The sequence below is a fragment of the Psychrobacter sp. 1U1 genome, from assembly GCF_051847535.1.
Classification (GTDB): Bacteria; Pseudomonadota; Gammaproteobacteria; order Pseudomonadales; family Moraxellaceae; genus Psychrobacter; species Psychrobacter saeujeotis.
This window is the reverse complement of sequence record NZ_JBPYDD010000002.1, coordinates 77,686-92,124: the sequence shown is the minus strand read 5'-3', so window position 1 is coordinate 92,124 and position 14,439 is coordinate 77,686. Positions and strand designations below refer to the sequence as shown.

Sequence of the window (14,439 nt, the reverse complement as noted above, 5' to 3'; positions counted from 1 at the left end):
ATATTAAGCGTTGTAACAGTTGCTTATAAGGTTTAGAAATGGAACTTAACTAGTGCACTGGGGACGCTTTGATCTACGCCATCAAAACCGAATTTGTTTTTCCAGTAGCTGTATTCCATACCCACTTCAATACGGTTGTCGATACCCAATGCATCTTGTAGGTTGTACTTAATTTGTGGATTAATATGTAACTGATCAGCTTTGTCATCGTTATTAAAAGAGTAATCGATATAGCCATCAACGACGAAGTTGTTCTTCTCCCAACCATAGGTTAAGGTAATTTGCTGATCATCGGCATCACTGAACGTATCATCGTTGAAAGCATGATAGATTGATGCTGAAGCATACTTCATACCATCGATTGGTATGTTTAAATCAGCGCCAATACCCACCAAAAAGTTATCTTGCTCAAACCCACTTTCACTGGTTCCAAACTCATATTGACCAGCCAAGTTCACCTGTTTGATAAAGCTATTGCTGTAGTCGGATATTTTAAACTTAGGCGCAACTTCGCCATAAATATCTTTTGAACGACTGCCGCTGACATCTTCATTGCCTTGCAAGCGATCAACGAAAAAGAACAGACCGCCCCAATCAAAGGCTGAGGCATGCTCAAGGGTGACGGTGGTTATTTCCTGTTTTACACCTGCAGGCCCGGTTTTATAATTGTCACCATAAAGCACAGAGATGCTGGTATCAGAAAAAAAGCGTTTGGCGTTGGCACTCGTAGACATTGCGCCCATAGCGATAATAGCGGCGGCGGCAATAGTAAGTGGCTTGATAGCAGAGGTAGTTGAATTAAAACGCACAGTATTACTCCTTTAATTACAGTCGTTAATTTCCCTCAAAAGCACAGTTATAGGATCATACAAACGTCAGTTTTAACATCCTGTCAAAACGCACTATTACTGCGAAGGAAAGACAATTTGATAGAGTTGACCATTTAGTCAAGATTTATATTACTACAAAGAGATTACAATTAGTAGCACTAATGAATTAAAAAGTAGAATATAAAAAAGCTCACAGTCACCTGTGAGTTTTTGATGCTTTACGGAGTATAAACGTCATGACCGCTCATACTTTAATTGAGCAGACGTAGACATACGATTTACTATGTAAGTCATTGATTGTCAATAATATTTAATGTCTTTTAACAGTTTTGGCCAACTATAGCAACCTACTATATTTAAACTTATGAGTTAAATATAGTAGGTTTGGATTTTTGCCGCGCAATCACGTAGTATTGGTAAAAACTGTTCGATCAAAACGTCATGAGAGATGCGTAAGGCATTGGTGCTAATATTAATAGCGCCAATAAGCTCGTTATTTGCTTTATAGACTGGCAGTGCCAGCGATAATAAACCTGTATCTAGCTCTTGATTGACCACGACATATTGTTGATCTTTAGCGTCTTTCAACACTTGATTAAGCTGATTACGATCGGTAATGCTGTAGGGCGTATGAGCACATAGCTCAACGTTATTAACATAATTTTTAAGCGGTTCATCAGGAAGGTTGGCAAGTATCGCGCGACCCATAGAGGTATAAGCTGCAGGTAGTCTTGTGCCAATCGCTAGGGTAATAGACATTAGGCGATGTTCAGTCGCAGAGCGGGCGATATATACCACTTCATTGCCATCCAATACGGCAAACGAACACGACTCCCCAGTTTGTTCAGTGACGCGTTCTAAATAGAACTGGATAATATCGTGATGGTGGACACTACTCAAGTAACTGACACCAAGGCTTAGCGTTTTAGGCGTTAGACGAAATTGACGCTTGCTTTTATGGACATAACCCAGAGCGTGCAAGGTTAATAGATAACGCCTAGCCTTTGCTCGATCTATCTTGGCACGCTCAGCTACTTCGCTTAACGTCATGCTAGAATGGTTTTCATCAAAAGTGAGTAATACACTCATTCCTGCCGCAAGCGATGCAACAAAATCTGGACTATCAACAGGTATTTTCTTATCTTGTTCTTTATTCATGCTATTCAATGATTACCAAAATTAGAGATTCTAAATGAAAATTACTCAATTAATCAATCAGCCATTTATGCATACTAATACTGTAGAGCACTTTTCAGATCGGCTGTTTGTGCAGGCTATGATAGATTTTGAGCTGGCCATTATAGAGGCCCGAGAAGGTCATAGCCTCATTCCAGCAGGCATTTTACAGCAAACCAAAGAAGCGCTAACGATAGATTTGTTCGATATTGATGAGATTGGAGCGCAAACCTACCTTGGTGGCAATGCAGCTATTCCTTTTGTCGCTCAGGCCAAAACCTTGTTACCTCAAGACATAAAACCGTACTTTCATCAGACCGTCACCAGCCAAGATGTTATTGACACAGCGATGATGATGATGCTTAAGCCTGCTTTAAAACGTATCAATAATGATTTAACCGATATACTACAAGCTTGCGCTATATTAATTGAGAGTCACCGCGCGACACCGATGGCAGGTAGAACCCTATTACAACAAGCATTACCGATTACTTTTGGAGTAAAAGCCTCGCAGTGGGCAGCATCGCTTATCGCTGTTTTGCCAAATTTAATGCAATTAGAGCAAGCAGGTTTTTATTTACAATGGGGCGGCCCTGTTGGGGTTAGTAATGAAGAGAATGAACGTTATAAGCTGCCTCAGCAAGTAGCGACATTGCTCGGCCTATCGTTACCGCTGCTGCCATGGCATACAAATAGACAACCTATTCATGCGCTCGCTTCTGGATTGGATGCTTGTGCTTGTGCTATGGAAAATATCGTTGAAGATATAGCATTGATGTGCCAGTCTGAGCTAGGCGAGTTGGCGGAGCCTGCTATTGAAGGGATGGGCGGCTCATCATCGATGCCGCATAAGCGCAATCCTGTATTGTGTGCACTAATTAAGACCGCTACGTTAAGGATGCATGGACACCTAAGCGTGATTAGTAATACAACCGCTCAGCCTTTTGAGCGCGCATTGGGCCAGTGGCATGCAAGCTGGATGCCTTTAATGGAAGGGACCGCTTTGCTCGCGGGTGCTGCAAATTATCTGAAGACTTTATTACAAGGGTTGCAAGTGTATCCTAAGCGCATGGCGGCCAATCTTGATTTAAATAGTGATGCGTATCTTATTGAGCCTTTGAGGTATCATTTTTTAGAGCATCAAGAGCAAATCTATCCTTTAATAAATCAAGCGAGCGAGCAAGCACATAAAGAACATAAAGGCTTTGTAAAAACGTTTTTTGAGACAATAACACACTCATCTATACAGATTAGCGATCATGACTCAAATGAGCTTGCGACACTTCTATCTCCTTTGACTTACTGCGGTGCTGCAGACAAACAGTGTCAGCTAATAATACAAGCAATCGAATCGATAGTTGCAAAACCAACCAGCATAAATAAATAACCTGATTGACAGAAGCTTAGAAAAGGGTTACGTTAATTCACTATACGAACAAGGATTCTTATATAGAACAATTGATAAAGATTTTAATCCATTTATCTTTACTCATCAAAAAAGGAATTTGTGATGAAAAAAATGCTTTCTATTAGTATCGCATTGACGGCTTTAATAGGCTTTGCAGGCTGTTCACAATCAAATGATACTGCTAATGATACTAGTGCGACAAGCTCAGAAGAGACGACTACATTACGTTTTGCTCACTTTTGGCCAGCGACTTCAGCGACGCACAAAGACGTTTTTGCACCTTGGGCAAAAAAGGTTGAAGAAGAGTCAAACGGTCGCCTAAAAGTTGAAATCTTTCCTTCTGCCACTCTTAGTAAAGCCGATGCCGCTTACGATGCTGCTGCTAAAGGTACCATCGATATTGGCTCTCAACTTCAAGGTTATACCAATGGGCGCTTCCCATTAACTCAAATCACAGAGCTTCCTGGTCTCTCAAATTCAGCCACTCAAATGAACTGTATGCTCCAGACATTGTATGATGATGGGGTGATTTCGAGCGAATATGAAGACACGCATTTGTTATTTATGATGGGTACTGGCCCTGGAGGTATTCATACAATTGATAAAGAAATTCGCAAACCAGAGGATCTAAAAGGCTTACGTATTCGTCGTCCTTCTGCCATCGCTGGCGACATTATTGAAGCAGCAGGAGGCACGCCTGTCGGTCTACCAGCTCCTGATCTTTATACTTCGCTGCAACGCGGCGTACTGGACGGTTTAAGTTTGCCGTGGGATGCAACTGGCTCATTCAAACTTATCGAACTTGTAAACACTCATACCAATATGCCTTTTTATAGTTCCGCTATTATGGTGACGATGAATAAAGACAAGTACGAAAGCCTACCTGATGATCTCAAAAAAGTTATCGATGACAACTCCGGTATGGAGATGGCTGCCATCGCTGGTGAAGTGTTTGATGGTGAAGATGCTAAATTTATGGCTGAGGCCGCAGCCAAAGGCGATACCATGATAGACATCCCTGATCCATTAAATGACCCTGCATGGAGCGCACCATTGGAAGCTGGTACACAAAAATATCTAAAAGACACTAAGGCCCTTGGCTTGGATGCCCAAACAGTCTATCAAAAAGCCAAAGACGCTAGTGCAGCGTGTAAAGCCTAGTTTATATAATCATAATAGACTAACCTTATACAAGAAGTTTGCATGATTTTAATTTATCTACAAGGATGTGATGAAGATGTTTTTTAAAATTAAAAGGGGCGCCATACCTTTATCTTTGCTAATGGCATTAGGCATGTCAGGCTGCTCTAATCAATCTGAGGAAGGTGTCAATACCGATTCAGGCGCAGCAGATGTTACGACGCAGGAAATTACGACGCTAAGGTTCTCACACTTTTGGCCATCTACAGCAGCTTTGCATACTGATGTGTTTGAGCCGTGGGCCAAAAAGATTGAAACAGATTCAGAGGGGAGGCTAGAGGTTGAGATTTATCCTTCAGCCACTCTAAGTAAACCTGATATCACTTATGATTCGACTGCTAAGGGTACTGTGGATATAGGGGCGCAAGTTCAGGGCTATATCAGTGGCCGTTTTCCGTTAACTGAGATTACCCAGCTACCCGGCCTTTCAAGCTCAGGTGCTCAATTAAGCTGCATGCTACAAACCTTGTATAACAATGATGTGATAGCAGATGAGTATGAGGATACCCATCTGCTATTTATGATGGCGTCAGGACCTGGCGTTTTTCATACGATTGATAAACCTATTCGTGAACCAGAAGATCTCAAAGGCATGCGTATTCGCCGCCCGTTAGAGATAGCGGCCAATATTATCGAAGCGGCAGGGGGCACACCTGTTGGTATGCCGGCATCTGATCAATATACTTCCTTGCAACGCGGTGTGATAGATGGAGTGAGCACGCCTTGGGATGCGGCAGGCGCCTTTAAGTTAGCAGAATTGACCAACACGCATACGACTATACCTTTGTATAGCTCCGCTTTATTGGTAACCATGAATAAAGACAAGTATCAAAGCCTACCTGATGATCTCAAAAAAGTTATCGATGACAATTCAGGTATGGATATGGCAAAGGTTGCGGGCAGCTTATTTGATAGTGAAGATATCAGGGTTAAAGCTGAGTCCAAAGCTCGCGGCGATACGATGATAGAGATTCCTGATCCATTAAACGATCCTGCTTGGAGCGGTATACTCAAGACAGAAATTGAGAAATACCTCAATAACGTGGAAGCGCTTGGATTAGACGCACAAGGCGTTTATGAAAAGGCACAAGAAGCGAGTGTTGCTTGTAAGGTTTAATTTTTATTAGCGAAAAATTAGTAATCGTATTGAAATATTGTTTTTTCAGTTAATGTAGTAAAACTCATTTTCAACAATTTTTAAGGGATTAAAAATGGTTAATAGTGTTCACCCCACAGGACTTTTCGATAATAGTGCAAAAGATTATCAGCATATTACTGCTCATCCTTTAGCTTCTGCTATGGGCGCAGAAATTAGAGGTGTAGATTTAAGCGATGTCAGCGACGATGTCATGGCTGAGATCGAAGATGCCCTTTATCGACATAAAATGATTTTTTTTAGAGATCAGGAAATATCTTTTACTGATCACGAAAACTTAATCCTTCAGCTTGGTGAGTTTGGGACAGATGCTTATACGACTGGTGTTCCTGGTCATCCAAATGTTCAACCGCTTATTAAAGAAGCAAGCGTAACTACCAAAAGCGTATTTGGTAGTGGCTGGCATGTCGATTCAGCTTTTTTAGAGTGCCCGCCTTCTATTGCCATTAATTATGGGGTAGATATACCGCCATACGGTGGCGATACGATGTTCGCCAATGCTGTGTTGGCTTATAACTCTTTGAGTCCAGCGATGCAGGAAATGATAGCGCCGCTAAAAGTATGGATGAGTGGTAAAAACGTCCTTGCCAATATGCAATCAGAAAAGCAATCTCAAGAGTCAGGTAAAGTAGGGGCTATTGGCAATATTGAACTGGATTTAAATACCCAGCAAATGCTAGAAGGTTTTTATCATCCAATGGTCAGAACCCATCCGGTTTCAGGTGAAAAGTCACTGTATGTCGATAAGATTTATGCCTGCGGTATAGAAGGCATGACAGAAGATGAGTCGCGACCTTTACTTGATTTTTTATCCAGCTTTGCCACTCAAGAATCTTTTACTTGTCGTTTAAGATGGGAAAATAATACCGTTATTATGTGGGATAATAGGATTTGCTTGCATCAAGCTTTTAATGACTACGATGGTTATCGGCGCGAGATGTATCGGGCGATAGTCATGGGCGAGAGGCCAGTATAATAAGTTTTTATACGGTCAAATAAAAACTTCAAATTTAGTAAAGATCAACTTCGACAGCGATAAGGTGGAAAACCCATCTTATCCTATCAATCAAGCGGTATGCCTCACATAGCTTTTTATGAAGGCAGATCAGACGCGTATTGTGTTAGGCACGGCGCATTAAAACGTATTTTAAGAAGTAAAACATATATAGCTAATACAAATTATAAAATGAGACAAGCCTATATGAATGATGACTTTTATTTTAATACGATTAATAAAGGGGTCAGTTTCGATGGTAAACCGACGACATCGTTAAAACCGCCAAATAAATTTATTTGGCGGTTTTAAAATACATTCGTTAATATAAATAATTATAGCGAAATTTGCTGAGCTTCGCCTTTTTCAAGCGCCAAGCGTGCTGCTGCAGAAGCAACCGCTAAATCTTGCAGGCCAACACCAGTCCCATCAAACAAGGTAATCTCGTCATCTGAGCTACGACCCGGATGATCGCCGTTAATCGCAGCACCAAGAGTGGTAATATCGCTCTCTTTGATAGCGCCAGATTTGATGGCATGTTGCGCTTCACCAAGGCTGATTGATTGGGCGATTTCATCAGTAAAGACAGTAGCAGAGGCTATCAGCTCAGCATCAACTTCTTGCTTACCGACTGTATCAGTACCCATGCAAGCGATGTGAGTGCCAGGCTTGATCCACTCTTTCATCAGTAGCGGCTCAAATGCTGAAGTAATAGTAATAATTACGTCCGCTTGCTTACACAGCTCTTCACGCTCAACCGACTCAAATGCTACGCCTGCTTCTTCAGCGACAGCTTGTAGGTTTTTAAGGCGATCTTTGTTGTTGTTCCAAGCGACTACTTTATCAAAATCACGTTGCTCAAGTGCGGCGCGTAACTGAAAAGTAGACTGATGACCGGCACCAATCATACCGATAACTTTGCTGTCTCTGCGAGCCAAATGAGCAATCGATACGGCAGAGGCGGCGGCAGTACGTACAGCGGTCAGATAGTTACCACCGACGAGCGCGCGCAATTTACCATTATCAGGATTAAACAAAAAAATCGTCGATTGATGGTTGGTCAAGCCTTTGGCTTCGTTACCTGGCCAGTAACCACCTGATTTTAGGCCCAATGATTTACCAGCGCGATCAAACCCTGATTTAAAACCATATAAAGCATCAGCATAGCCAATCGCTTCACGAATCACAGGGAAGTTATAAGCATCGCCGCGTGACATGGATGCAAATACATTTTCCACGGCTGTGAAAGCTGAGGCGCGATCAATGACTGATTTACAAGCGTCTTCTGAGACGATCAATAAACCGTCGTTATTGCTGCTATTTTCTGCACTCATTATAAATTCCTTTTTATGCTTTTTAATTGATATTTCTTGAATCTTAGTTTTGAAGTGTTCGTTTTCAACTAGCATTTATTAAATAAAAAGAGGCTATTGTAGGCTACGGCTACAACAGCCCCTTTAAAAAACGATAGTGATTTAATTCAGGAATTAGTATGCGCGGCCACGTGCAGAGACAGGCCATACGCTTTCAACTTTGCCGTTACGTACGCCGACATACCAGTCATGAATGTTACAAGTCGGATCACAATGTCCTGGCACCAGCTTTAGCTTTTCATTGATTTTAAGTACACCTTCAGGATCGCTTACCACGCCATGCTCATCCGAGCATTTTACGTATTCAACGTCATCACGGCCGTAGATGAAGGGTAGGCCACTATCGACTGACTGTGCTTTTAGACCGGCATCAACGATAGCTTTGTCAGGTTTGGCGTGGCTCATAACAGACGTCAATAAGAATAACGCATTTTCCCACTCGCCTGCATCGATACGATTGCCGTCCTCGTCCAAGATACGACCGTAGTCAGCATCCATAAAGGCGTAAGAGCCGCACTGTAATTCGTTATAAAGACCTGAATTACTTTCAAAATAGTAACTACCAGTACCGCCGCCAGAGATAAATTCTGGTTTTAAACCAATCTCTTCTAAGGCATCAACGGCGTGTTGAACTTGATCGATAGCAGCTTGGGTCTTAGCTTTACGATCGCTATAGCTGTCCATATGCTGCATGGCGCCTTGATACGCCTGAATACCTGTAAACTTCAAGTTTTCAGCGGCATCGATGGCTTTAGCAATCTCTACGACTGCTTCTGTAGTAGTGACACCGCAACGGCCTGCGCCGCAATCGATTTCGATATAGCAGTTAAGCTCAGTGCCGTTTCTAACGGCGGCTTCTGATAATTCAGCGACATTATCGACGTCATCAAGACAAACGGTGATTTTCGCACCTAATTTTGGTAATTTAGCTAAGCGGTCAATTTTTGCTGGATCACGTACTTGGTTTGATACTAAGACGTCTTTGATGCCGCCGCGTACAAACACTTCCGCTTCAGAGACCTTTTGGCTACAAATACCCACTGCGCCGCCAAGCTCTTGCTGTAGTTTTTGCACATCAACTGACTTATGCATCTTGCCATGGCTACGGTGGCGCATATTATGATCTTTAGCATAATCACCCATTTTTTTGACATTACGCTCAAGCGCATCAAGATCTAATATCAAGCAAGGGGTCTGGATATCTGCTTCGTCCATACCAACTTCAGCCGGGACGTTAAAACCAACTTCCAATTCTTCAGTAATCATATTCAAGCTCCATTTGTTTTCATTGATTGTATTTACTTAATTATACTTAAGGACATTTAAATGCGTTCAAACTTGCGCATGACTAGCGCTTAGTTAACGCTTGATTCGTCATCAATTATTGATAATGAATTGCCAAAATTAATTCCAAGGCAACTTGTTAAGATCAACGTTACCACCTGTAATGATGATGCCAACCTTTTTTCCTGCAAAAACGTCTTTGTTTTTCAAGATGACTGCAAGTGGTACCGCGCAGCTTGGCTCGATGATAATTTTCATATGTGTCCAAGTAAGCTTCATCGCCTCAACGATTTCTTCTTCCGTTGCGGTCAAAATGTCAGTCACGTAATTGCTGACAAAGTGCCATGTTAACTCTTTAAGCGGTACTTTTAGGCCGTCGGCGATAGTATCCGGTGCATCATCAGCGATAATATGACCCGCTTTCAATGAGCGCGCAGCATCATCAGCATTTACAGGTTCAGCAGCGTAGATTTTGACATCAGGGGCTAGGTTCGATAACGTCAAGCAGGTCCCTGAGATCATACCGCCGCCGCCAATTGGGGCGACAACCATATCAGGCTTCACGCCACGCTCTTCCATTTGCTCTAAAAACTCACGTGAGCAGGTGGCTTGTCCAGCGATAACGCGTGGGTCGTTGTATGGGTGAACAAAATCGCCACCGGTTTCTGCTTGAACCTGAGCAAATACTTCTTCGCGAGAAGTGGTCGATGGCTCACATTCAGTAATGATACCGCCATAGCCGCGTACTGCCGCTTTTTTAGCTTCTGGTGCGCTGTGTGGCATGACCACGTGACAAGGGACACCGCGCTGGCCGGCGGCATAAGATAAAGACAGCGCATGGTTGCCTGAGCTGTGTGTGCAAACACCATTTTTGGCTGCTTCGTCAGACAGACCAAACACTGCATTGGATGCGCCGCGTACTTTAAAAGCGCCGGCTTTTTGAAAGTTCTCACACTTAAAGAACATCTCACAGCCTGCCATCTCATTTAAAAACCGCGAGGTTAAAACCGGTGTGCGATGGATATAAGGCTTAATACGCTCATGCGCCTCTAACATGTCATCAAGCGTTGGAATCGTTAAGCCATCGTCATTTGTGATCATAAAAAATATTCCTTCATTTTTTAATTGTTTGTTATTTGATAACTTTTATCTAGTTATTGCGGTAATACTCTTGTGCCGCAGTGACGCCTTGACCTAGCGTGATAGGATAATTTAAGTCAACCATTGCCATCTCAATAGCTGCGAGTCCCGCTAGAACCATGACTTCAGTAAGTGAACCCAAGTGTCCTATTCTAAAGGCGCGACCAGCCATCTCACCTAAGCCAACACCGAAAGATATGCCATATTTATTAAAGGCGTGATCGGTCAGCTCATTACTATTGAAGCCTTCAGGAACATATATCGCACTTACAGTCTCAGAGTATAAGTCAGGCGATACTGCACATAACTTAAAGCCCCAAGCATTAACCGCTTGGCGTACGCCTTCAGCCAAGCGATGATGGCGCGCGTAGACATTCTCAAGGCCTTCTTCAAACAGCATATCAAGACTGGCTCTCATGCCATAAATGAGATTTAGGGGCGGGGTATAAGGAAAGCCGCCATTAGCATTAGCTTTTAGCATGTCACGAAAGTCAAAATAGGTCCGTGGCAGTTTAGCTTGCTCCATTGCTGCTAGTGCTTTTTGACTAACGGCTAGTATCGCCATACCCGTTGCTAGCATGAAGCCTTTTTGCGAACCAGCTACCGCAATATCGACGCCCCATTCATCCATTTTAAAAGGAACACAAGCGATTGAGCTGACTCCGTCAACAAATAGCAAAGCAGGGTGATCTGCGCTATTCATAGCACCACGTACAGCACCAATATCGCTTAATACACCCGTTGCTGTTTCGTTATGCGTGACCATCAGTGCTTTGATTTCATGATCTGTATCTGCTGCCAAGATAGCTTGGAACTCATCAGCAGGAGCGCCCGTCCCCCAAGGACATTCAACCACTTGTACATCCAATCCATGACGCTGGCACATATCGATCCAGCGATGAGAGAACATACCATAGCGAGCGATTAGTACTTTATCACCAGGAGATAGAGTATTGCTGATAGCCGCTTCCCAGCCGCCTGTACCGCTTGAAGTGAATAAAAAGACTTCACCGTCTTCAGTGCCAAATACTTTTTTGGCATCAGCAAGAACTGGTAAAAAGGTGTCTGAGAAATCAGGGGCACGGTGGTCTTGCGTTGGAACGTTCATCGCATGACGCAATCTTTCTGGTATGTTGGTAGGACCAGGAATAAAAATTGGGTTTTGTAGTGACATGATTCACATCCTTGTAAGTGCATATAAAGGGGTGCAATAATTGTATAAGCAGGATTTCATGCGAATTCAATGCAAGAGTCTTCCTGACTCATACAGTTTGATTTATGCGTATTTCGAATTTAAAAAATTAACCATGTCAAAGAAAGGAGTTGCAGGTGATCGGTCACTTTACTACTTACTGCGTTCTTTTTATGGTGTTCTTGCGGTAACGATTTTTACGAAGAAGATACTAAGAGGTTTTGGTCAAAGAGTGTAGGTACTCATTAACTGATTAAAATATAGCACTAATGACAAGTCGTAACAAGTAGTTTTAAATACCCTTTGTAATAAAGTTGTCTCAACTATGACTGTGGTTGTGTTAACTAAATAGCTGATATTACTGTTATCTGTCTTACTATGTTTGAACAAAAATAATTTATAATAGCTCTGTCATATGGCTATACTTAACCAATTCTGAACTTAACCAAAGCTAATCTATACTATCATTATCCCAATTGTCGAGAAGTTGTCCTAAATTTAATGTTATCATCTGCTAATTTTTTGACAGCCTTTGCTTTAAATTCTATATTATAACTCTACATTTTCTTGGTCATGATAAACTTCTTGTTAGATGGTTAGTTTACTAAGCATATCTGTATATTTTCTTTAGCATGACTTATGTGAATTAACTATTAATTTGGTATCAATTACTTGTTTAGATAAACAGACATCACAAAACAATCAATTTACCCTTGAGGTTAAGCGCTTATAAAAGACATTTGACTGGTTAAGGGTAGCAACTCTTAGTGGTGTTAAATTGAATAATTTTAAGAAAGTTAGACCAAGAACTAGATTTAAATGATGTTTATTATTTTATGGAACGATAAAAACAGTTAACTTTTTACTATCATACCCTTATTAAGAAGATCTTATTATGACAAACCAACGTCCTTTATACATTCCCTTTGCAGGTCCTGCACTATTAGAAACCCCTTTGCTAAATAAAGGTAGCGCCTTTTCACCAGAGGAACGTGATAGCTTTAATTTGACAGGTTTATTGCCTCATGCCATTGAGACGATTGAAGAACAATCACTACGCGCATATCATCAGCTCAGCTCCTTTACTAATGATATGGACAAGCATATTTACTTACGCAACATACAAGATACCAATGAGACCTTGTTTCATCATTTGATTGAGCAGCATATTGAGGAAGTTATGCCGCTTATATATACCCCAACGGTTGGCCAAGCTTGCGAAAAATTCTCTCAGATTTATCGCCGTAAACGTGGTTTATTTGTCTCTTATCCTGAGCGTCATAAAATCGATGATATGCTGCAAAATGCAACCAAACAAAAAGTAAAAGTGATCGTCGTCACCGACGGTGAGCGTATATTGGGCCTAGGCGATCAGGGTATTGGTGGAATGGGAATCCCAATCGGTAAGCTATCACTATATACCGCTTGCGGTGGTATTAGCCCAGCTTACTGCCTACCGATTTTATTAGACGTTGGTACCAACAATCAAAAGCTGCTTGATGACCCTATGTATATGGGCTGGAGAAATCCTAGAATTTCTGGCGATGAATATAATGAATTTGTAGACTTATTCATTCAAGCGGTGAAACGTCGTTGGCCTGAAGTGTTACTACAATTTGAAGATTTTGCACAGGAAAATGCGACACCATTATTGAATAAATATCGCAATCAATTATGTTGTTTTAACGATGATATTCAAGGCACTGCTGCGGTTTCAGTCGGTACGTTGATTGCAGCATGCTTAAATAAAGGCGAGAAACTTAGCCAACAAAACATAGCATTTTTGGGGGCAGGGTCAGCAGGTTGCGGTATTGCAGAGCACATTGTTCGTCAAATGCAGCGCGAAGGGTTAACTGAAGAGCAAGCCCGTAGCCAAGTGTTTATGGTGGATCGTTATGGCCTTTTAACTGATAGCATGACAGAGCTACAAGAATTCCAAGCACCGTTAGTACAAAAAGAAGCCAATATTCAGCACTGGGATAAGAGTGAGCAACTGGGCTTAGCACAAGTGATTGAGCAAGCAAAAATAACCGTATTATTTGGTGTCAGCGGGCAAAAAGGTTTGTTTACCAAAGAGGTGATCGAAAAGCTATGTGCTAATACTGAGCACCCAATTGTATTACCACTTTCAAATCCAACGTCTCGTGTCGAAGCCACACCGCAAGAAGTGACTAGCTGGAGTCACGGTCGCGCCATTATTGCCACAGGTAGCCCTTTTCCTCATACAACGTTTGAGGGGCAATCTTTCGAGGTCTCACAGTGTAATAACAGCTATATATTCCCAGGTATTGGTCTCGGTGTCTTAGCAGCACGAGCGACAGGTATCAGTGACAATATGTTAATGGCTGCAAGTCAGGCCTTAGCAGATATTTCAATGGAATATGACAAGGCACCAGGGGCAATATTGCCGCCAATAAAACTTATCAGAGAGATCAGCGAAAAAATAGCCTATGCAGTAGCCTTACAAGCGGTTGAAGACAAACTTGCTTTACCAGTAACATTAGAAACTTTGGAGCGTCGTTTAAAAGCCAATTTTTGGCTACCTAAATACCGCAACTATCGTCGTACTTCTTTTTAGAATTTAAAAAGTAGCTGCTAAAAAGCACTTAAAAAAAGCGCACAAAAAAGCCGAATGTTATTAAAAATAGCATTCGGCTTTGTTTTTTATTATATTTTACTAAAGTTT

General features: G+C 41.9%; 11 protein-coding genes. 5 read left to right on the top strand and 6 right to left on the bottom strand.

What is annotated here, in order from left to right:
• Positions 1-32: 32 nt before the first annotated feature.
• Complete coding sequence (locus tag ACS8FB_RS02725) at positions 33-809, bottom strand: DUF5020 domain-containing protein (protein ID WP_299219921.1); 777 nt, start codon at positions 807-809, stop codon at positions 33-35.
• 390 nt (positions 810-1,199) lie between these two features.
• On the bottom strand, positions 1,200-1,988 hold the full coding sequence (locus ACS8FB_RS02720; protein WP_439260889.1) for an IclR family transcriptional regulator domain-containing protein: 789 nt from the start codon (positions 1,986-1,988) through the stop codon (positions 1,200-1,202).
• A 34-nt stretch (positions 1,989-2,022) separates the two neighbouring features.
• On the opposite strand from ACS8FB_RS02720, the gene ACS8FB_RS02715 reads away from it, so the two are divergent.
• The 4 genes from ACS8FB_RS02715 (at position 2,023) to ACS8FB_RS02700 (ending at position 6,746) form a co-directional block, all read left to right on the top strand.
• Entirely contained in the window at positions 2,023-3,393 is a 1,371-nt protein-coding gene (locus ACS8FB_RS02715; RefSeq protein WP_439260888.1) for a lyase family protein, read from the top strand.
• 123 nt (positions 3,394-3,516) lie between these two features.
• Positions 3,517-4,575 (top strand): TRAP transporter substrate-binding protein, encoded by a 1,059-nt coding sequence (locus ACS8FB_RS02710; protein WP_439260887.1) that lies wholly within the window; start codon positions 3,517-3,519, stop codon positions 4,573-4,575.
• Positions 4,576-4,651: 76 nt separating this feature from the next.
• The gene (locus tag ACS8FB_RS02705) at positions 4,652-5,731 is read left to right on the top strand and encodes a TRAP transporter substrate-binding protein (protein WP_439260886.1); all 1,080 of its coding nucleotides are present in this window, start codon (positions 4,652-4,654) and stop codon (positions 5,729-5,731) included.
• Between the two features lie 94 nt (positions 5,732-5,825).
• On the top strand, positions 5,826-6,746 hold the full coding sequence (locus ACS8FB_RS02700) for a TauD/TfdA dioxygenase family protein (protein WP_439260885.1): 921 nt from the start codon (positions 5,826-5,828) through the stop codon (positions 6,744-6,746).
• 353 nt (positions 6,747-7,099) lie between these two features.
• Here the strand turns inward: ACS8FB_RS02700 and bhcD are convergent, their stop codons facing one another.
• From bhcD to bhcA, 4 genes are all read right to left on the bottom strand, one after another.
• A complete protein-coding gene (gene bhcD / locus ACS8FB_RS02695; protein WP_439260884.1) occupies positions 7,100-8,098 on the bottom strand; it encodes an iminosuccinate reductase BhcD in 999 nt (332 codons plus the stop codon).
• A 153-nt stretch (positions 8,099-8,251) separates the two neighbouring features.
• Positions 8,252-9,403, bottom strand: coding sequence for a 3-hydroxy-D-aspartate aldolase BhcC (gene bhcC, locus ACS8FB_RS02690; RefSeq protein WP_439260883.1), 1,152 nt, complete (start codon positions 9,401-9,403; stop codon positions 8,252-8,254).
• 138 nt (positions 9,404-9,541) lie between these two features.
• A complete protein-coding gene (gene bhcB / locus ACS8FB_RS02685; protein WP_439260882.1) occupies positions 9,542-10,522 on the bottom strand; it encodes a beta-hydroxyaspartate dehydratase BhcB in 981 nt (326 codons plus the stop codon).
• 49 nt (positions 10,523-10,571) lie between these two features.
• On the bottom strand, positions 10,572-11,735 hold the full coding sequence (gene bhcA / locus ACS8FB_RS02680; protein WP_439260881.1) for an L-aspartate--glyoxylate aminotransferase BhcA: 1,164 nt from the start codon (positions 11,733-11,735) through the stop codon (positions 10,572-10,574).
• Between the two features lie 913 nt (positions 11,736-12,648).
• On the opposite strand from bhcA, the gene ACS8FB_RS02675 reads away from it, so the two are divergent.
• Complete coding sequence (locus ACS8FB_RS02675; protein WP_439260880.1) at positions 12,649-14,331, top strand: NAD-dependent malic enzyme; 1,683 nt, start codon at positions 12,649-12,651, stop codon at positions 14,329-14,331.
• The last annotated feature ends 108 nt before the right edge of the window (positions 14,332-14,439 follow it).